This window comes from Pseudoalteromonas sp. bablab_jr011, assembly GCF_016464045.1.
Classification (GTDB): Bacteria; Pseudomonadota; Gammaproteobacteria; order Enterobacterales; family Alteromonadaceae; genus Pseudoalteromonas; species Pseudoalteromonas lipolytica.
In genome coordinates, this window is record NZ_JACDWU010000097.1 from 106476 (window position 1) to 128060 (window position 21585).

At 43.0% G+C, this 21585-nt stretch carries 16 protein-coding genes; 3 read left to right on the forward strand and 13 right to left on the reverse strand.

Annotated elements, in window-relative coordinates; translation table 11 throughout:
• Window positions 1-102: 102 nt before the first annotated feature.
• The gene (prlC, locus tag JIG41_RS04135; RefSeq protein WP_036973149.1) at window positions 103-2154 is read right to left on the reverse strand and encodes an oligopeptidase A; all 2052 of its coding nucleotides are present in this window, start codon (window positions 2152-2154) and stop codon (window positions 103-105) included.
• A 151-nt stretch (window positions 2155-2305) separates the two neighbouring features.
• On the opposite strand from prlC, the gene gorA reads away from it, so the two are divergent.
• Window positions 2306-3667: a glutathione-disulfide reductase gene (gene gorA / locus JIG41_RS04140; protein WP_036973152.1), complete on the forward strand. Its 1362-nt coding sequence runs from the start codon at window positions 2306-2308 to the stop codon at window positions 3665-3667.
• A gap of 178 nt (window positions 3668-3845) precedes the next feature.
• The gene (locus JIG41_RS04145) at window positions 3846-4580 is read left to right on the forward strand and encodes a glutaredoxin family protein (RefSeq protein WP_036973154.1); all 735 of its coding nucleotides are present in this window, start codon (window positions 3846-3848) and stop codon (window positions 4578-4580) included.
• Between the two features lie 72 nt (window positions 4581-4652).
• On the opposite strand, the gene JIG41_RS04150 is transcribed toward JIG41_RS04145, so the two are convergent.
• The 10 genes from JIG41_RS04150 to JIG41_RS04195 form a co-directional block, all read right to left on the reverse strand.
• Entirely contained in the window at window positions 4653-4901 is a 249-nt protein-coding gene (locus JIG41_RS04150) for a hypothetical protein (RefSeq protein ID WP_051501928.1), read from the reverse strand.
• A 159-nt stretch (window positions 4902-5060) separates the two neighbouring features.
• Complete coding sequence (gene tldD, locus JIG41_RS04155; protein ID WP_199524290.1) at window positions 5061-6500, reverse strand: metalloprotease TldD; 1440 nt, start codon at window positions 6498-6500, stop codon at window positions 5061-5063.
• Complete coding sequence (locus JIG41_RS04160; protein WP_199524291.1) at window positions 6497-7327, reverse strand: carbon-nitrogen hydrolase family protein; 831 nt, start codon at window positions 7325-7327, stop codon at window positions 6497-6499. Before JIG41_RS04160 ends, tldD begins: the two co-directional genes overlap by 4 nt.
• Complete coding sequence (locus tag JIG41_RS04165) at window positions 7317-11177, reverse strand: YhdP family protein (protein ID WP_199524292.1); 3861 nt, start codon at window positions 11175-11177, stop codon at window positions 7317-7319. The genes JIG41_RS04160 and JIG41_RS04165 overlap by 11 nt, the downstream gene beginning before the upstream one ends.
• Window positions 11177-12649: a ribonuclease G gene (gene rng, locus JIG41_RS04170; RefSeq protein WP_036973165.1), complete on the reverse strand. Its 1473-nt coding sequence runs from the start codon at window positions 12647-12649 to the stop codon at window positions 11177-11179. Before rng ends, JIG41_RS04165 begins: the two co-directional genes overlap by 1 nt.
• Window position 12650: 1 nt before the next feature.
• The gene (locus JIG41_RS04175) at window positions 12651-13220 is read right to left on the reverse strand and encodes a nucleoside triphosphate pyrophosphatase (RefSeq protein WP_199524293.1); all 570 of its coding nucleotides are present in this window, start codon (window positions 13218-13220) and stop codon (window positions 12651-12653) included.
• On the reverse strand, window positions 13220-13699 hold the full coding sequence (gene mreD / locus JIG41_RS04180; protein WP_036973169.1) for a rod shape-determining protein MreD: 480 nt from the start codon (window positions 13697-13699) through the stop codon (window positions 13220-13222). The genes JIG41_RS04175 and mreD overlap by 1 nt, the downstream gene beginning before the upstream one ends.
• The gene (gene mreC / locus JIG41_RS04185; protein ID WP_174403892.1) at window positions 13692-14534 is read right to left on the reverse strand and encodes a rod shape-determining protein MreC; all 843 of its coding nucleotides are present in this window, start codon (window positions 14532-14534) and stop codon (window positions 13692-13694) included. The genes mreD and mreC overlap by 8 nt, the downstream gene beginning before the upstream one ends.
• Window positions 14534-15577 carry a rod shape-determining protein gene (locus JIG41_RS04190; RefSeq protein ID WP_036973172.1) on the reverse strand — a complete coding sequence of 348 codons (1044 nt, stop codon included), beginning with the start codon at window positions 15575-15577 and terminating at the stop codon, window positions 14534-14536. The genes mreC and JIG41_RS04190 overlap by 1 nt, the downstream gene beginning before the upstream one ends.
• A gap of 132 nt (window positions 15578-15709) precedes the next feature.
• Entirely contained in the window at window positions 15710-17734 is a 2025-nt protein-coding gene (locus tag JIG41_RS04195) for a formylglycine-generating enzyme family protein (protein ID WP_199524294.1), read from the reverse strand.
• Between the two features lie 236 nt (window positions 17735-17970).
• On the opposite strand from JIG41_RS04195, the gene JIG41_RS04200 reads away from it, so the two are divergent.
• Window positions 17971-18867 (forward strand): 1-aminocyclopropane-1-carboxylate deaminase/D-cysteine desulfhydrase, encoded by an 897-nt coding sequence (locus JIG41_RS04200; RefSeq protein WP_199524295.1) that lies wholly within the window; start codon window positions 17971-17973, stop codon window positions 18865-18867.
• Here JIG41_RS04200 and JIG41_RS04205 read toward each other — a convergent pair whose 3' ends face one another.
• Together JIG41_RS04205 and ssb are read right to left on the reverse strand one after the other, a co-directional pair.
• The gene (locus tag JIG41_RS04205; RefSeq protein ID WP_083202710.1) at window positions 18868-20565 is read right to left on the reverse strand and encodes an EAL domain-containing protein; all 1698 of its coding nucleotides are present in this window, start codon (window positions 20563-20565) and stop codon (window positions 18868-18870) included.
• A gap of 323 nt (window positions 20566-20888) precedes the next feature.
• Window positions 20889-21581, reverse strand: a complete 693-nt coding sequence (ssb, locus tag JIG41_RS04210; protein WP_065978307.1) for a single-stranded DNA-binding protein — start codon at window positions 21579-21581, stop codon at window positions 20889-20891.
• Window positions 21582-21585 lie beyond the last annotated feature (4 nt).

Here is a 21585-nt window from a genome sequence, read left to right on the forward strand (position 1 = left end):
ATTCCTGTAAATGCTTTTCTAAAAAGCATAGTACGCAAGATTGATTTTGCTAAGATTTATTAATAAAAAAAGCGCCTTACGGCGCTTTCATACAATAATAACTTAGGCTGCAATACCACTGTGTCTGAGGAGTGCATCGACTTGAGGTTCACGACCTCGGAACTTTTTAAATAATTCCATCGGCTCTTCACTGCCCCCTTTTTCTAAAATGTTCTTTAAGAAAGCGTGACCCGTTTCTTTATTAAAAATACCTTCTTCTTCAAATTTAGAGAAAGCATCTGCCGACAAAACTTCAGCCCATTTATATGAGTAATAACCGGCACTGTAACCACCGGCAAAAATATGGCTGAAACCATGCTGAAAACGGTTAAAGGCGGGGGCTTTAACAACCGCAGTTTTACTGCGAACTTCATCAAGCGTGGCTTGAATATTACAAGGTTCACCCGCTTTGTAATCATGGTGAATGGTAAAATCAAACAGCGAAAACTCTAACTGACGTAGCATTTGCATGCCCGATTGAAAGTTCTTCGCGGCCAATAGTTTATCAAGCAGTTCTTTTGGCAGCGGCTCACCCGTTTCATAGTGACCCGAGATAAAGTTAAGGGCCTCTTCTTCATAACACCAGTTTTCTAAGAACTGGCTTGGCAGCTCTACAGCATCCCATGCCACACCATTAATGCCCGCCACTGGCGCAGCATCAACTTGGGTCAACATATGATGAATACCGTGTCCAAACTCATGGAATAAAGTTGTCACTTCGTTATGAGTAAACAGCGCAGGTTTATCACCCACAGCTTTATTAAAGTTACAGACTAAGTAAGCGACAGGCGTTTGTAATTCGCCATTGGCGCGCACTTTACGCCCCATGCAATCGTCCATCCAAGCGCCACCACGTTTACGGTCACGTGCATATAAATCAAGATAAAAACGGCCGCGTAGCGTGTTACTGCTATCGTAAATCTCGAAGAAGCGCACATCAGGATGATAGCTATCAAACTCATGCACTTCTTTCACGCTAATATCAAACAAGCGGTTTACGGTGGTAAATAACCCGTTTAAGACCTTATCGGCAGGAAAGTATGGACGCAGTACTTCATCAGAAATTGCGTACTTTTCTTGCTTTAATTTTTCTGCGTAATACGCGTAATCCCATGCTGCAAGCTCGCTTACACCATGTTTTTCTTGTGCGTAGGCTGTTAATTCAGCAAGCTCTTGCTCAGCTTGAGGCTTTGACTTAGCCGCTAAATCTTCTAAAAACGAGAACACTTGCGACTCAGATTCGGCCATTTTAGTTGCTAATGACATTTCTGCGTAGCTGCTAAAACCGAGTAACTCGGCCAGTTCATGACGAAGTGCAAGCTCTTCGCTCATGATATCTGAGTTATCAAACTCACCTGCATTAGGGCCTTGGTCAGACGCACGAGTTACAAACGCAGTGTACGTTTCTTCACGTAATTTACGATTATCGGCATAGGTCATAATAGGCAAATAAGAAGGGAAATCTAAGGTGAACACCCAACCATCAAGCTCTTTGCTTTTTGCTGTATCGGCACCGAGTGCCAGTGCTGACTCAGGTAAGCCTGCTAATTCACTTTCATCTGTAATGTGTTTTTGCCAAGCGAGTGTCGCATCCATCACATTATTGCCAAACTTAGAGGCAAGCTCTGATAAGCGCGCACTAATTTCACCGTATCGTTTTTGTTGCTCAGGCTTTAAGGCAATGCCCGATAATTCAAAATCACGCAACGCATTAGTAATGGTTTTTTGCTGTGCAGTGGTGAGTGTTTTAAATTCTTCGCTGCTATGTAAAGCATTATAGGCATCGTATAAACCTTGATGCTGACCAACAAAGGTTGAGTACTCAGATAACAACGGCAAACATTGCTCATAAGCTTCGCGTAGCTCGTCGCTATTTACCACCGAATTCATGTGCGATACTGGCGAAAATAGTCGTGATAACTTGTCATCAGCCTCTTCAAGTGGAAGAACTAGGTCATTCCAAGTGTATGACTTACTTGCCAATACCTCATCAATTTTGGCACGACAGTGTGCAATCGCTTCTTTTAATGCCGGCACAACATGGGCTGGTTTAATCTTAGAAAACGGCGGAAGCCCTTCTAATCCAATAAGTGGGTTATTTTCTGCAATTGTCATTTTCGTTCTCAATTTTTATGCGAATATGGTGTTGAAGTTGGGGCGAATTGATGAAATACAAGGGGCTTAACCTCGGTCTTTATTATGCTATTATCAACTTATTAATAAATCGATTAATTAATAAAAAACTATCTGTTTTTGAGGACAAACTATGGCTCAGCATTTTGATTACATTGCAATTGGTGGTGGCAGTGGCGGTATTGCCTCTGCAAACCGTGCAGCAATGCGTGGCGCAAAAGTCGCACTTATTGAAGCAAAACACATGGGTGGCACCTGTGTGAATGTAGGTTGTGTTCCAAAGAAAGTAATGTGGCATGGCGCACAAATTGCTGAAGCAATTAATGCATACGCACCCGATTACGGCTTTGATGTCGAATTAAAAAGTTTTAGTTGGGCTAAATTAGTAGAAAGCCGCGAAGCTTACATTGGCCGTATCCACCAAGGGTATAACAAATACTTATCAAGCAATGGCGTAACGGTAATCAACGGTTTCGCGACCTTTGTTGATAACAAAACCGTTGAAGTTAACGGTGAGCTATACACCGCTGACCATATTCTGATTGCCGTGGGAGGTCGTCCAACGATTCCTAACATCCCAGGTGCTGAACTAGGTATTGATTCAAATGGCTTTTTTGAGCTAGATGCCCAACCTAAGCGTGTTGCTGTTGTGGGTGCTGGTTACATTGCTGTCGAAATCGCAGGTGTACTTCACAGCCTTGGCACTGAAACGCATTTATTTGTTCGTAAAAATAAACCATTACGTACTTTTGACCCTTACATTGTTGATACGCTTGTCGACATTATGGCGAAAGAAGGCCCGACACTTCACACTGACTGCACACCAAAAGAAGTGATTAAAGAAAGCGATGGCAGTTTAACAATTCACTTTGAAAATGGTCACAGCCAAAATGTCGATGAAGTTATTTGGGCTATTGGTCGTACACCAACAACCGATAAACTGAATATCACAGCAACCGACGTTGAGCTTAACGAAAGTGGCTACGTAAAAGTTGATGAGTATCAAAATACAACCGCTAAAAACATTTATGCCGTTGGCGACATCATCGAACACGGAATAGAGCTCACACCCGTGGCTGTAAAAGCGGGTCGTATTTTATCAGAGCGTTTATTCAATAAAGAATTGCCTGATGATTTAAAAATGGACTACGAGCTAGTACCTACAGTTGTATTCAGTCACCCACCAATCGGCACGATTGGTTTAACAGAGCAAGAAGCAATTTCGCAATATGGTGCTGAAAACGTAAAGGTTTATAAATCAAGCTTTGCAGCTATGTACACAGCAGTTACTCAACACCGCCAAGCATGTAACATGATGCTTGTGTGTGCAGGTGATAACGAAAAAGTTGTTGGCTTACACGGCATTGGCTTTACTGTTGATGAAATGATCCAAGGCTTTGCAGTCGCAATGAAGATGGGCGCAACCAAAGCAGATTTTGATGCCGTAGTGGCGATTCACCCTACCGGCTCAGAAGAGTTCGTGACGATGAGATAAACTCGCGTTGCGAGAAAATATTAAAAACCTTGCGGTGCTGCCGCAAGGTTTTTTTATGCCTTGTAGAAAGTCGGCACAAACCTTGTAGCTACGACGTTATACCAACATTTTGCCATTGTTTACTGTGTTATCGAGTAAAGATTACGCAATAAGCTTGGCATTTTTACAAGGAGGCACTGTGTCTAAGTCTGCAATTTTATATCGCATGGTGACCGATGAGCATATATGCCCATTTGGTTTAAAATCTAAAGATTTGTTAGAGCGCAATGGTTACGAGGTTGATGACCGCCACCTCACTAACCGCGAAGAAACAGATGCATTTAAAGAGCAGCATCAAGTAAAAACCACGCCACAAACCTTTATCGATAATAAGCGTATTGGGGGGTATGATGATTTACGCGACTTTTTCAATCTGCCCGAAGCGGGTCAACAAGGCACAACTTATACCCCTGTTTTAGCGATTTTTGCGGTAACCCTACTCTTAAGCTGCGGGTTTAGCTACGCCAGCGGCACAGCTTTACTGTCGATGCAAAACTTAATGCTGTTTGTTGCACTGACAATGGCGGTGCTCGCTATTCAAAAACTACAAGACCTGTACAGCTTTTCAAACTCATTCATTACTTATGATTTACTGGCAATGCGTGTTGTGCCTTATGCCTATGTTTACCCGTTTATTGAAGCCTACGTTGCCATAGGTATGGTGGCTAAGCTGCCAGCTTTAGCTGTCGCGCCATTTTCGTTGTTTATTGGTGGCATAGGTGCGGTATCGGTGTTTAAGGCCGTTTATATCGATAAGCGAGAGCTAAAATGTGCCTGTGTGGGTGGCGACAGCAATGTCCCGCTGGGCTTTATTTCTCTCAGCGAAAACTTATTTATGATAGCGGCAGGTATCTGGATGCTGAGTACACTTTAGCCGTTTATGCTAAAGCTTAAGGTGATAATTTTCAGTGGCTTAATAAGACGTTAAGCCACTGTAATGGGCGTGCTACCCGCCATTGCGTAAGTCACGCTCAAACTCAGTTTCTGTTTTAACCGGATGACAAGTCGACGTCACTGAACCTTTGCTGCTGTCATCTTCGTCTGTACTAAAAATGGTATAGCTGTAATCGGTTTCTAGTTCACCGCCTAAACACTCGTGCTCGGCATACACTTCATTTGCAGACCCCTCTCTTACTTCCTGTGATGCACAGCCGGTAAGCATGAGTAGTATTAATAAAATTGGCGTTACTTTCATATTTTCACCTTAAAATTATTATATTTACTGCGAACAGTAACGAATATAGTGGTATTGATGGTACCTATATTGATACATTTTTACTGCAAAGTGAAGTGTTATGAAATGAGGCAGGTTAAAAATTTAACCTGCCTTACTGAAGCGGGAAAAAGAGGGCGACTAAGCCGTACCACCGACCGTTAAGTTGTCAATTTTAAGGCTTGGTTGACCAACCCCTACCGGCACGCTTTGACCGTCTTTACCACATACCCCTACGCCTTTATCAAGCGCAAGGTCGTTACCTACCATCGAAATTTGCTGCATCACTTCTGGGCCGTTACCAATCAGTGTTGCGCCTTTGATAGGCTGCGTAATTTTACCGTTTTCAATTAAATACGCTTCAGAGGCGCTAAATACAAACTTCCCTGAGGTGATATCAACTTGACCACCCCCAAAGTTTGGCGCAAAGATGCCTTTTTTCACAGAGCTAATAATATCAGCTTGGCTGTGCTCGCCCCCCAGCATGTAGGTATTAGTCATACGCGGCATAGGTAAGTGAGCATACGACTCACGACGCGCATTACCTGTTGGGTTTACACCCATTAGGCGTGCATTAAGCTTATCTTGCATGTAGCCTTTTAGAATACCGTTTTCAATAAGCACGTTATACGCAGCAGGTGTGCCTTCGTCATCTACATTCAGTGAACCACGACGGTCGGCTATGGTGCCATCATCCACCACGGTACACAGCTCGGAAGCCACCTTTTGACCGACTTTACCGCTAAACGCAGAGGCACCTTTACGGTTAAAGTCACCTTCAAGACCATGACCCACGGCTTCATGCAGTAACACACCCGGCCAACCTGCCCCCAGTACCACTTCCATGCTACCTGCTGGCGCATCAATGGCTTCTAAGTTCACTTTAGCTTGGCGTACAGCTTCTTCTGCGTATTCCATCCAGCGCGGCTTACCATCAACTAACTCTTTAAAGTAGCCGTAATCTAAACGCGCACCGCCGCCTGCACCACCGCGCTCACGGCGACCATTCTTCTCAAGTAATACGGAACAATTTAAACGAATAAGCGGGCGAATATCAGTGGCAAAGGTGCCGTCGCTTGCTGCAATGAGTACCTCTTCGTACACTGCTGACATAGAGCTAATCACTTGCTCTGCGTCGGGGGCTAACTCGCGAATGTAGTTTTCAAGTTCGCGCAATAGGCTCACTTTGTCGTTATCGCTCATACTTTGAATTGGCTGATGCGGTGCATACTGCTGTTTTGCTGCTACATCGCTAAATACTTGAATCGTTTTGCTTTCGCCTGCATTAGCAATGCTTCGTGCTGCTGTTGCGGCTTTATTCAGCGCTTCAAGATTGATTGCATCTGAGTACGAAAACCCTGTCTTTTCAGCGCTTACAGCGCGCACACCCACACCACGCTCAACGTTGTATGAGCCTTCTTTTACGAGACCATCTTCTAACACCCATGATTCATGGTGGCTAGATTGAAAATACAGATCGGCATAATCCACTTGATGCTGATGAATAAAAGCGAGCGTTTTTTCTAATTCTTCTCTATTTAGCTGGCTGTCATGTAATAAATGCTGTTCAACCGTGTTCATAATAAATGCTCTCTAAATCGTTGCTGAGACTGCACAGGCATGTCTTGGCGAATTGTATTCAGTCGGTTTAAATCAAGCTCATGGCTGATAAAACCAGTGCCTGAGGCAAGCTCACTGAGCGTGTTTCCCCATGGCGAAATAATAATGCTGTGACCATATGTTTGTCGGCCATTTTCGTGCTCACCCCACTGTGCAGCGGCTACCACATAACATTGCGTTTCAATCGCTCTGGCAGCCAACAAGGTATGCCAATGAGCGGCTCCTGTTACAGTAGTAAAGGCACTGGGTACTAAGATGAGCTCAGCCCCTTGGCGCTGCATCGCAGTGAATAAACCACTAAAGCGTAGATCATAACATACTGCTAAGCCGATTTTACCAAAGGGTGAATCAACCACCACAATATCTTTGCCCGCTTCGGTGGCATCAGACTCCCGATAATTACGCGTGCCATCGGCAACATCGACATCAAATAAGTGGATCTTATTGTACTGCGCAACCACCTCACCTTGGTTATTAAATAAAAACGAGGCGGCTAAATATTTACCGTTAGGTTGTGATACCGGCACTGTCCCAGCAGCCAGCCAAATATTATGTTGTTTACATAGCGCAGCCAGTGCAGCTGTGTACTGTTCAATGTGTAATCCGAGCTGATAACTTGCTTGAGTGTGCTTGCTAAAAATTAAAAAGCTTTCGGGTAGGCATGCAAGCAGCGGACGTGTCGTGGGCAATTGCGCCAGCGTGTCTGCTAAAAAAGCCAAATTTTGCTCCGCATTCATTCCCGAGCACATTTGCACTGCTACAACCTGCGGCTGAGTATTAACTGTCATTGTTGTCGAAGCTCGCTGAGGTGGCTGCATCTTTTAATTTAAGCCTTGTTGATGACTGCGGCTGGCTTTGTGCCGCTTGCGGTAAGGTTACTTCACGGCTCTTACGATCAATTTCTTCAACAACCGGATCATTCATACTGCCTGTCACCTTAAAGTTGATTTCTGAGATCACTCTCGCAGAGTGAATTACTTTATCGATTGCAAGCGCCGCAAGGCCACTTACCGGGTTGACCATCCATGCTACGATCACTGGGATACTTGAGGTAACCTGCGGGGCAACAGCTAGATCGTAGTCTATTTCAAAGGTATTTAAGTTAGTGTGGCCTTTAATCGTTAAGTCGGCAGGCACACCATCAAGCTTGGTATCTTGAGTGTAAGCAATCCCTTTCTCTAACTGCATCGTGCCTTGCATCTTGTTATAAAAGAAGCCTTTTGAAAATACATCTCTAAAATCAAGTTTGAGCTTACGTACCAGTGAGTCGAGACTAAGCAATGAAAACACCCTAGCACCACCGTCACTCACTTCCGCTAAATGCCCTTCACCTAAACGCCAATCTAACTCGCCTGCTAGCGTAGGCACATCAAAATTATACGGCGCACCTTGCCAAGCGAGGGCAAATTTTATGTCGGCATCGGAGTCTTTTACTGTAGTAGTAATATCAAACTCATCAAATAAGTCGCCAATATCATCACTTTGTAGGTGACCGTTAAAACGCGTTGAGCCATCAGCAAATTGCCCTTTCGCTCTCAGTATATGGTCGCCTTTATCTATCACGAGCTCAGTAAATATCAAGCTATTATTATCACCACCAAACGTGGCTTTTACTTTATCAAGTTGGTACTCGGCTAGTTTGCAATCTTCACAGTTAAATTCGATGGCTGGAATACGTGTTAACCAGCTTAAGTCTTCAGGTTGTTCAACTTCGTGTGCAGACTCCGTCGCGGTGTCATTAAAGTTAACCCGTAAATAATCAGTAAATATTTGAATAGGTCTACGTGTATCGCCTGTCGGAATGAGTGCATCAGCTCTAAGCTCTTTGGCATTTAGTTTAAGCTCTAAATCGGCTTGCTTTGGTGCTAGCCTAAACTCAACATCATTAAAATCGATATTTTGAACCGCTAACTTATTAAATTGACCCGTTACATTGTTAAATGCAGGCATTACGCCAGGACCGTCTGATTTAGTCTTGGTCAAATCGATAATTTGCTCAATCAACCCAAACCATGGCACAAGCTTAGTTTCTGGTAGGTCAATCGATACCGCAAAACCATCTCGATTAAGGCCTAAATCTTTTGAACCTAAAATAAGGTGTGCGTTATTAAACTGCTTTTTGCCATTATCTAAAATAGCATTGAAAAATAGCTGTTCATTGATATTTGCAGTGATCAAATTAGAAATATGATCGCCCTGCACTACCGCTTTGATAGGCCAAGCATTGTCAGCACTTTTTGTGTAAGGTGCGGGTAATTGACTGGTTATACCCACTAAGTTACCGCTGATATCAGCGCGATAGTTGAAGTCGTTGGGTAAAAAGTTAAGGGAGACATTAATAGCAACGTCACTTTGCCCCGTTAAATAACCTTCGAGCAGACCCTGCCCTTGCTCAATTAATGGTTCTGCATCTAAGGCCAATTTAATCGCAATTTCTGCGCGGTAGTTATCAGCCACATTTTCGCTATTAAAGCTGGCTGTTAACGGCATACCTAACCAATCAGCTTTGGCATTTTTTAAATCAATTTTGTCGTTATTAAATTTAACAATGCCTGTCATATGATTAAGTGTGATGCCAGGCTGAGCAAGATAAACAGGTAAATTAGCAAGCTCAACTTCGCCGAGGGTATCAACATGGCCTGAATGTAAATCGACAAGCAAATTAATATTTGCTGTGGCTTCACCTTGCGCTTGTACTACTTCAAAAACACTTGCTAACGGTTTAGCGAGCGGTGTGGCTGCAAAAAATGACTGTAATTTATTGCCGTGGGCACGTTTATTTATCGCTACATTGAGTGTATCGGCATGCATTAAATCAGCAATACTTACGTGTACACTGTCGCCAAGTGATAAGTTTACAAGTGTGCCTGACTTGCTGTAAATATCCATGCGTTCATTTTCAAAATGCAAAATCACATTGGCATTTTCAACGCTGGGCCAACTGGGTGTGAACTGGTATTTGGCATTGTTCACATTTGCCAATACTTCGAACTGCCCTTGTTGCTCTTTAAACGGAAAACCGCTAAACGGCCCCGAAAACAACACCTGTGCTTTATCAACTTCGCCGCCTTTAATGGCGCCGTTTAGGTAGTTAACTAAGTTTTCGCTCATTACCGGTAATGGAAAATAATGCCCCGCCACGTTGGCATCAGGTGCGTACGCTTCGGCATATAAATCAAGGCGCGGCTCTGCAGTTAGGCTAAGCATCATTTCTGCTGCAACGGTTACTTCGTCATTATCAAGCCAAATGTTGTCACTGCTAATACGCCAGCCATCGTCGTAATGACGTAAATCAAGTTCAACATTTAACTGATTATAAGGAATGTCTTGGCTAAAACTGCCATTGGTTAACAAACGGTTATTTTCGCCAAATAACGTTATTCGCCCCGCTGCTTGGTTAATATTTCCCTCAACCCGAATAGCTTGCCCACCAGGGATCCCTTGTAAGGATAACCAATTGAGCTGTTCACCCTTAAACCACAACTGCCAGTTATCTTGCGCACCAAATTCAACATACGCTTCGCTTAATTGGCCATTAGGCTGTCGTTCTAAAAATGGCGCTAATACTTCAAAGTTACTCAATTGAGATAATTTTGATAACAATGCAAAGTCAAACTGCTTGAGCCAAATCTTATTTGTATCTCCAAGCTGGGCTTCAAACTGCAATGTTGGCCATTGTTTTAAATCACTTTCAAAAGCAAGTCCGGTACTTTTTAAACGCCAACCATTCTGCCAAGGGAATAAGTGAAAGCCCCCTTCATTTAAACTAATTTGATGCGCTTCTTGGTTTTGTTGCCAATTTATGTAGCTGGGTAACCATTGCACTTTTACGTCACTGATCAGTCCTTTTTCAAGGCTAAACCAGGTTTGCAAGTTCATATCGGAGTGCAATTGTTGTTTGTCTGTATTGATGTATTGTGCCAACCATTTTGAGACATCGACATTCGCAGCTTGCACATAAATATCGCCAGCCATGGTCTCAAGCGTTGAACCATTAAGTGCCATGCGGGCATCAAAGTTGCCGACAGAAATCCCCGGTAAGGCTAGGCTTCCTGAACCTTGGTGCTGTTCTGGGGTATTTTGCCACACAATATTTTCAAGAATTAACGTACGCTCTTTGCCATCATTAAGCATAAAATTAATGCTACTGTCTTGAATCGCAAAGTGGCCCGTTTCACCCAAAAACAAGCTTTCTATTAACTCTTTTTGCTCAAAACTGTCTGCTTGCTTGTTGTTGCCAAACTTAAGCATGGTTGGCAAATCAACATCGGCATGAAAACCATTGATCACAAAGTAACTTGATTTAAGTTGACGAGTTTTAATCGACTCCCACAGATTTACCTCTAGGCTGGCTTTATCTATGGTTAGTGCAATCGGTGAAGTCTGGTTGTCCTCAAAAGAAATATCTTCAAGGACTAAGGAAGGGCCTTTACCTTGCCAACTGGCTGAGATAGCACCTATTGAAAGATTTACATCGAACTGTTCATACAAAAACGCTTCAATGTCGCCTTTATAGTCATTGGCATATGGCAGGGTATACTTTAAAACAGAGACAATAACGGCCAGCAGTACGATAGTAATAGCAAAAACTTGCCATAACTTACGTAAACAAAAAAAGCAGACCGTTTTTGCCTTCATTACATCATTACCACATCAAACTGTTCTTGATTGTATAAACTCTCTGTTTGAATACTGACCTGTTTACCTATAAATAGTTCAAGCTCGGCGAGGTTATGATACTCATCGTTGATCAACGCTTCGCTTACCGAAGGCGCTGCATACACCATAAACTTATCGGCTGCGTAGGCACGGTTAACCCTGACAATTTCACGCAGAATTTCGTAGCATACCGTTTCAACGGTTTTTTGCGACCCTCGGCCTGAACACGCAGGGCACACGTCACATAAAATATGTTCTAAACTTTCGCGGGTACGCTTACGAGTCATCTCGACTAAACCTAGAGCAGATAAGCCATTGATATTGGCTTTTGCGCGGTCTTTTGCCAGTGCCGACTCAAGTGAGTGTAAAACGCGACGTTTATGCTCGTCACTTACCATATCGATAAAGTCGATAATGATAATACCACCTAAATTACGTAATCGCAGTTGTCGTGCGATTGCCGATGTTGCCTCGATGTTGGTGTTAAAAATGGTTTCTTCTAAATTGCGATGCCCAACAAATGCACCGGTATTTACATCAACGGTGGTCATTGCTTCGGTTTGGTCAATGATTAAATAACCACCTGATTTAAGCTCAACTTTACGGTGAAGGGCTTTTTGAATTTCGGTTTCGACATCAAACAAATCGAAAATAGGTCGCTCACCTGGGTAGTATTCAAGCGCCCCAGATAAGATGGGCACAAACTCTTCAGTAAATTCTTTTAACTCTTGGTATGTCAGCTTTGAGTCAACACGAATGCGCTCCATGTCTTCGCCAACATAATCACGTAGGGTACGAAACGCCAGCGTTAAGTCTTCGTGTAAGATGCTCTCTTTACTGATTTTTTTGCGTTTATTGACAATTTTTTGCCACAGTTTTTTTAAAAACTCTGCATCGTGACGCAGCTCAGCTTCTGAAGCGCCTTCAGCAGCGGTACGCACAATAAAGCTGCCATCTTCATCGCCATATTCAGCGACTATTTTTTTCAGTCTGGTACGTTCTTCTTCGGTTTCAATACGCTGACTTACGCCAACATGGGTCGCGTCAGGCATGAACACTAAATAGCGTGATGGAATTGTGATATCAGTCGTTAAGCGCGCCCCTTTGGTGCCCAAAGGATCTTTCACTACTTGCACCATAATGTATTGACCTTGGCGCACTAGTTCACGGATATCTTGCACCTTTTTAATGGGCTGCTCATCGACTCCTTCAACAATTGAAGCACTATTTACAATGTCAGATGCGTGCAAGAACGCTGCTTTCTCTAAGCCTATATCAACAAATGCGGCTTGCATTCCCGGTAATACTCGGCTGATTTTGCCTAAGTAAATATTGCCAACAATGCCTAGGTTGCCAATTCTTTCTAGCTGGATCTCTTGTAGTACGCCGTTTTCAATAAGCGCAACACGACTTTCACTCGGTGTAACGTTGATCAGTAATTCAGTGCTCATGTTACCCTCTTAAAAATTCATTTAATAACTGCTCAGTCTCATATAAAGGTAAGCCTACTACTGCAAAATAGCTACCAGAAATATGACTTACAAACCGTCCACCTTGGCCTTGAATGCCATAACCACCCGCTTTATCGTGCGGTTCACCAGAGTGCCAATAAGCGTCGATTTCATCATCGCTAAGCTGTTTAAAAGTGACATCGGTAATAACAAGGCAGCTTTTTACGTGCTGTGTATCAGCAATTGCAACGGCGGTCATAACTTGGTGAGTTCGGCCCGACAAACGTTGCATCGTTGCAACAAAGTCGGCTATATCAAGCGGTTTGCCAAGGGCTGTGTCATCAATAACCACAACCGTATCACTGCCTAACACGGGCCTGTCGGTATAGCCCATTGCAACGCCTGATTGTGCTTTGAGTTTGGCTAAACGTTCAACGTAATGACGTGGCGATTCGTTCGGAAATTGGCTTTCATCTGCATCAACGCTAAATTGAGAAAACTCAACGCCGAGTTGGCTGAGCAACTCTTTTCGGCGCGGTGATGCAGACGCCAAATAAATTGCGGTTTGCATTATCTAATCCTGAAATGACGGCGGTATTTACGCAAAATTAAGAAAATCCACCACCAACACAGCATGCCAGTCAGCACGGGCCACATATAATGAGGGCTGAAGTAAACTCCCATCAAAAAGTGATTAAGCCAAAATTGCATTAGGTGGTAAAGCGTTAAAAACAAAGCAATTAATATACTTTGCTGCCATAAAGAAAAGTTTCTAATTTTTTGAAAGTTACTGGCGGTAATAAAAATACACACCGAATAGGTCAGCGAGTTCACGCCCAGTGGTGAGCCCGATGCTAAGTCCATTAATAAACCCACAACCCACGCTGTGCCAATGTTTAAACGGTGCGGCACCGCTAACGACCAGTACATAAGCACCAGTAACACCCAGTCTGGGCGGTATGGCTCAAATGAGATAGGTAACGGCATTAATGCCATGACCAGTGCAAAAAAGATACTAATTGCAATCAGCAAAGAGTGACGGCTATTCATTGCTTATGCTCTCCTGCTGATTACGCCACAGCACAACCAATAAACGAATTCGGTCAAGTTGGGCAATTGGCTCAGCATACACTTGTGCGAATGGGTGACCTTCATCACGATTAATTTCGGTTACCACGGCCACAGGATACCCCTCAGGGAAAGTCCCCCCTAGACCTGAAGTCACTAAAATATCACCAATACGTACATCAAGGCTATGCGGCACATGCGACAGCTTCACGACATTTATTTTGCCAATCCCTTCAACCACAGTGCGAACATCATTGCGTAAAATACGTACCGGTGTCGCATGGGTTGTGTCGGTCATAAGCAAAACGCGAGAAGTGGTTGAACCCACTTGTGTAATTTGCCCGACAACCCCCATTTCATCAATCACAGCTTGGCCTTCGCTTAAGCCATCTGTAGTGCCACGATTGATCACAACCTGATGGCTGTATGGATTTGAATGAACAGAGAGCACTTGGGCAATTATTTTACGATTTGATTGCTTTGCAGACGAGCCGAGTAACGCACGCAACTTGTCGTTTTCACGCGATAAAAATTGCAGCTGTTGTAGTTGTTCGCTTTGTAAAAGCTGTTTTTTCTTCAGTGCTTCGTTTTCAGTAAGAAGCTGATCGCGAGTATGAAGATTCTTCGCACCAATACTAAATAGCTCATACGGCAAATTGGCAAGATAGATGAGTGGGCTAACCAGTGTATTTAAACTGGTGCGGATTGTTGTACCACCTTGTGTATATCGATCGCCCACAATCAATACGACACTCAAAAGCACTGCGACAAAGAGTCGCAGTTGCAAAGAGATGGTACGACCAAACATTAACTTCATTAGTCGTAACTAAATACGTCACCACCGTGCATATCAATCATTTCTAATGCTTTACCGCCACCACGAGCAACACAAGTTAGTGGGTCGTCAGCAACAACAACAGGAATACCTGTTTCTTCCATTAATAAACGATCTAAATCTTTTAACAATGCACCACCGCCTGTTAATACCATGCCGTGTGCAGAGATATCAGAGGCAAGCTCAGGAGGTGATTGCTCAAGTGCAACCATAACCGCACTTACAATCCCCATTAGAGGCTCTTGTAATGCTTCTAGGATTTCATGTGAGTTAAGTGTAAATGAGCGCGGCACGCCTTCAGCAAGGTTACGACCACGTACTTCAATCTCAACAGGCTCATCAGTTTTGAATGCCGAACCGATCTGATGCTTGATATTTTCAGCGGTTGCTTCACCAATTAGGCTACCAAAGTTACGACGGACGTAGTTGATAATAGCTTCATCAAATTTATCACCACCAATACGCACAGATGATGAGTAAACCACGCCATTAAGCGAGATAATGGCCACTTCTGTCGTACCACCACCGATATCTACAACCATTGAACCGGTTGCTTCTGATACTGGTAAGCCTGCACCGATTGCCGCAGCCATTGGCTCTTCAATCAAATACACTTCACGTGCACCTGCACCCATTGCTGATTCGCGAATAGCGCGTTTTTCAACTTGTGTTGCCCCACACGGCACACAAATTAAGACACGTGGGCTAGGACGCATAAAATTGTTGTTATGTACTTGCTTGATAAAGTGCTGGAGCATTTTTTCGGTGACATAAAAGTCGGCAATAACACCGTCTTTCATTGGACGAATCGCTTTAATGTTACCCGGTGTACGGCCTAACATTTGTTTTGCTTCCGTACCTACAGACGCAACACTTTTAGGACCACCAGCTCGCTCTTGACGAATAGCAACTACTGAAGGTTCATTTAATACGATACCTTCTTCTTTTACATAAATAAGGGTATTGGCTGTACCCAAGTCGATCGATAGATCGTTTGAAAAAATACCACGAAGTTTTTTAAACATGAGGCTGGATGACCTTTGATAATACGTTCTTATACTAGCTGCTCTCACTCTACCATGCTAAGCACAATAAAGCGCAACTGCCTTTATTAAATTGCTAAAAAAGGAAGCCTGCTTTGCTTCCTTTAAAAATTTTTATCGCTCGCGTACTAAACGAAACCCGATATAGTTTGCACGAAAATCTGGCGCTAAAATTAAGCGTGTTGATACACGTGCTAGGCTCGGAGCGAAATTCCATGCCCCACCACGAACAGTCACATCAGACTGCCCCGGTTTTTTGTTTGTCCATTCCCATACATTACCTACTGTGTCATACAGACCAAATGCATTAGGAGAAAACGACCCGGTTGGTGCAGCGCTTTTGTTTGACCATTCACTACCACACCAGCCACAGTTCGCTAAATTTTTACCTATCTCGTTACCCCAAGGGTATTCAGTTTCTTTACCTGCGCGTGCAGCGTACTCCCACTCAACCTCATTCGGTAAACGAAACAACTGCCCTGTTTGCCCTGATAACCAATCAGCATATGCTTTGGCATCATTATACGTTAAGCAAACAGCCGGAAAATCACTGTCTTGCTCAAAACCTGGGTTGCGCCAGTTTAAGGTCGCTTCCCATACTGGCTCACCATTTAAGTAATAAGCACAGCCACGATTCTTTTCGGCTTCTGTTTTATAACCTGTATTAGCAACGAATTGCTCATATTCACCCACACTGACTTCTTTGCTTTGCATGGCAAATGAGTTAGCAATGGTTTTTTCAACAACAGGGCGCTCATTAGCTAAGCCATTACCGTTAATATCACCCATCTTAAATGTACCCGCTGGGATAACCACAATACTCGCTGTATTGGTTTTATTAACAATACTTGCCACTGGCGCTGCTGTAGGTTGCTCTGTTGCGACAACGGCAGCGACAATTGGTTCAGGCTCTTTCACTAATTTTGCATTAATAGTTTGAGCTTTACGCAAGTCTAAACGCGCTTTATAGCTTTTATAACCACGCTTGCGTATCTCAATATCATGAAAACCTCCTGGTAATGATGTCGTTAGCTTGGTTGACCCAAAGCTCACACCATCAATAAACACTTCATCATCATAAACATTTGAACGAAGCGTTAATTCAACCATTTTAGATTTTTTTAGATCAGGTAATGGTTCAACCCTTACTGGCTTTTTTACTGAGTAATCACTTACAGGTTGTTCGCTCATACGCGAAACCGATACCACCTGACTATTATCCTGAGAGTCACTGAATGTTAACTGACTATCGGAGTAAGTGGTGGTGTAATTGGGTTGATAGTTTCCAGCAAGCGGTGAACCATAATCTGCGCAAAAACGGTTGTCTAAGTTAAGCAGACTACATAAACGGCTGCTGTTCACATCACCGCGCATCGTTACGCTTAAGTTCACGTTATAGTTACCTTGTCCGCTAAAGGCACTATTTACAACATGACTACTTAAAATTTTAACTTGTGCACCCGCTAAATTGCGTTTCGGCTCAACTAAACGTTCTTCTGTTAAGTTAGCAAAAATTTGATCTACAAAGCGCTTGGTGGCTTTTTGTAATCCCATTTGCTGACCACGTTGCTCACACGCTGCTAATGTTTCAGTGCGCTTACAATTAATCGTATGATTAACTTCAAGTGTGCCTTCACGCGTAAACTCATTGCGCAAACGTTCAACACGTGCTGTTGCGAGTTGCTCTTTTAAGCTCTCTAAGGTGTTTAGTTGGGTATGCTTAGCAACACGAATTTGCTCAATATCTTTTCTATGCGATGCAATTGCCGCCAATTGCATCGAAATGTCATCTTTGTTCTGTTTGTGATCCACCACTGCTTTTTGATAGCGCGTTTGTGCATTGCTAATATCTAAAGTGGGGTCATCAATTAATCGACGATACATCTCGTTCATTGCATCAAGCGCTTGGTTTTTTTCTTTGTCTAGCTCAGCTGAGCGGGCGCGCAATAATTCGAGTTGTTTTTGTAACTGACTTTCTTCTTTTAGGTGTTTTTCGAGTATTAAGGTCGAGTTATCGTATTCGGCTTGTTTTTTACTGATCTCTGATTCAATGCCAGTTACCGTAGCAGTATCTTGTGCAAATGCACTCGATGCTAGCAAACTAACTGAAATTAACAGAGATAAAGGAGCAATTCGCATATATTCCATTCCCAAAAAGCGGCAATTATTTGGTCATTATTATTTTTTATAATTAAACTCTTATGCTATGTACTTGCAAGGCAAAACACAAGCTTTGTTCAATTATTATCTGAGTTTACAACTATTACCTTAGTTGATGCCAGTAAATAACAAAATCATTTTAGTTTAATTGACTAATTTCTATCTCTATGACGACTTTGCTACAATTAAGCGTCTTTTTTAGCGTAAATTAAACCGTGACTATTATTTCTGAATCGCCTGTTCAAACCATCAACCACGAACTGTTATCAGCACAAAAGCTGACATTACAGATTAAACGTGATGATCTTATTCACCCACAAATTAGTGGTAACAAATGGCGTAAATTAAAATTTAATTTACAGACTATGCAACAACAGGGAAAAACTGAGCTACTCACTTTTGGCGGCGCATTTTCAAACCATATTCATGCCACAGCAGCTGCGGGTCAGTTATTTGGGTTTAAAACGCACGGTATTATTCGCGGACCTGAGCTTGATGAACACAACCCCACATTGCAGTACGCCAAACGCTGTGGGATGACATTGCACCCCGTTAACCGTATTACTTACCGTTTAAGAGGCGAAAGCCGCTATTTGGCAGAATTACAAAAGCAGTTCCCGCATGCTTATATTCTACCCGAGGGAGGCACTAACCCTGCGGCGCTGCTGGGGTGCCAAGAATTAGCGCAAAGCTTACCGACGAGCGATGTCATTATGTGCCCAACAGGCAGTGGTGGCACGCTGGCAGGCTTAATTGAAGGCAGCCCACACTCCACAACCGTGCTCGGTATTGCAGTATTAAAACAGGCCGAATATTTAATTGATGACATTAAGCAACTGAGCCGTAAAGCAAGACAACAACAAAATTGGCAGCTATTACTTGAACATCATGATGGCGGTTATGGCAAATTCAGTCATGAACTGTGGGAGTTTTGTCAGACATTTACGCAACAACACGCCATCCCACTTGAGCCTATTTATAGCGGTAAAATGATGTATGCGCTGTGGCAATTGATAGAACAAGGTTTCTTTGCAGAAGGCACGCGGATCATGGCTATCCATACTGGTGGCTTGCAAGGGTTAGACGGCTTAAAGTACCGTCGTTTAATCTAACTAACTAAAAGGCGTAATATCGGCAAGCTTTTGTAGGGGTTCAGCAAAGTAAAAACCTTGCGCTGCGATGACGCCTAAGTTTTTTAATGTTGCAAGCTCGTTGCGTGTCTCAACGCCTACAGCATAAACAGGAAAATTAAGCTCATTGCCTTTCGCTATAATCTGTCTAACCACTTTTTGTTGCTGCGTATTAGTATCAATATTATGAATAAGCTCGTATGCCAATTTAATACTACACACATTATTAAGTTGCTTGTATTCAACAAGGTTTTCGGCACTGCGAACATTGTCAATCACAATACCTGCGGATAATTTTTCTAAACAAGCAAACTGCGAGCTCAATTGTTTATGCTGTTTTAAATAATCGTCTTCACTGAGCTCAAATTGTAATTTATTAGCTGCATCAAAGCCTTGCATTTGCGCTTTAAACCAATGCCAAAACTCATCATTAAACCAGTTCATCGCATGTAAGTTTATACTTACCATCATCGCACCTGATTCGTTATCAAGCATTTTTTGTACTTGTGTCACTACGGTTTGATCTAACAATAAAACATCTTTCTTGCTGGTCATCTGTGGAATGAAATGACGAGCAGCAAGTAATCCTAAACTTTTATGACGAATTCTAATAAGCGCTTCATGCTGTAAAATTTCCCCTGTTTCTAAGTCAAACAACGGTTGAAAGAACAGCATAAAATGCTTTTTCTTAATGTACTCAAACAGGTGCTCATTACTATCAGTGAGCATGCTAGATTGCGTATGCCCAAACGGTAAGCGGTGAATGTGTTGCCATGCACTTTGCTTAGCTAAAGTCAGTGCCGATTTAGTAAGCTGATACACCACAGCCTGATCAGCCCCAGTACGGTAATTACAGACACCAATTTTTATATCACCACGCGATAAATCGCTGCGATAATTAAGGCACGCTTGATATACAACGTGATGCAAACGCTTGGTGTACTTATCAACTTCGGTGGCAGGCACACTGTTTAGTGTTACAGCTATACCGCCCGAGGGAAGTAGTTTTACCGAGCGATTAACAAGTTCCCCAAACCCTTTGGCAATCACTACTTTAAAGTAATTATCGACATCAAGATTCGCCGGAAACGGGGTTTTCCAAAAAAACAGAGCAAATAAATGATTGTAGTTTGTTGGTACCCCATACAAAATATTTAAATCTTGATGAGGCAGCGGCTTTGGCAGCTCTCCTTTTTTAAGTACCGGCTTGACCTGTTTTTCAATAGGCTTCACTGGCGGTGCTGCGGCTACCAATACTTTTTTAGACAGTACTCGCCACCAGCGGAATCCCCAATACCCAGCCCCAATTAGAATTAAGTTCAAAAAGATAAATAAATGACTTTCAACGACCCATGAAGGCCAGTGAAAAAGGCGCAAACTCACAGTGTGATAACTAAATACCTCCTGCTCTAAATCAATAAAGTTGGCAAAATTATGTGGCACATCTGTCACGTTCATAGCAAAACCTTTACTTTCAACTAAGGTTGCAATGATATCTTTTGACGCAATGGGGTCTAAGTTTAAATCGTATACTTGCCTTGCAAGCTCAGTACCTGTGCGATGCACTTTCTCGTGTAATACGTCACTTAAAAAAATATTAAAAACAACTAATAACAAAAAAGCGGCCGTCACATAAATGACTTCCGGTTGCTTTATTTGTGATGTTAGGTCTTTTTTCATTTCACAAGTTAGTTGCCCAAATATACACAAAGTGTTGTTCAAGAACCCTATAAATACAAGGCTGCAGCGCGATTTAAAGAAATTTCTGATTCATCCCCTGACCAACGCTGTCAAAAGTTACGTAAATTTAAACACCTAGCAAAATGCCTTAATGAGAATTATTTTGTAACCGAAACATATTCGAAGCCATCCCCATTCGTTTATACCATTGTGCTTAATTAAGTGGTCTATTTTGAGCAATAAAAAACCCAGCACCAAGGCTGGGTTCTTAATACAATCTTTATATAAAGTATCTTGCTTAATACTTTAACTTTTCCCCGGTGCTAGAACGGGATATCGTCGTCAAAATCGATTGGTGGTTCCATTGGGTTTGATGCGCCACCTTGTGGTGCATTTTGTGGCTTAGGAGCAAAACCACCTTGCTGTGGTGCGCTGCTTTGCTGTTGGCCATAACCACCGTATTGGTTGTTATTTTGCTGCGGTGCAGGTGCAGGCTGTTGTTGTGGGCGCTGTTGTTGTGCTGGCGCCGGTGCTGACTGCTGCTGAGGTGCATAGCTGTTGCTTTGCGCTTGCTGCGAACCGCCACCATAGCCGCCACCTTGTTGTTGACCACCTTGGTAACCGCCTTGTGATTGGCCACCTTGATAACCACCACCCTGTTGGTCGCCACCACGGCCACCTAACATTTGCATTTGACCGCCCATGTCTACCACGATTTCAGTGGTAAATTTTTCTTGGCCAGATTGATCAGTCCACTTACGTGTTTGTAAACGACCCTCAATATAAACTTGTGAACCTTTACGAAGGTACTCACCCGCTACTTCAGCTAGCTTGCCAAATAAAACAACACGGTGCCATTCTGTACGCTCTTGCATTTGCCCTGTGTTTTTATCTTTCCAGCTGTCAGTCGTAGCAATGCTGATATTCGCTACACCATTGCCATTAGGCATATAACGTACTTCTGGATCTTGGCCTAAATTACCAACCAAGATTACTTTGTTCACACCGCGTGCCATGGAA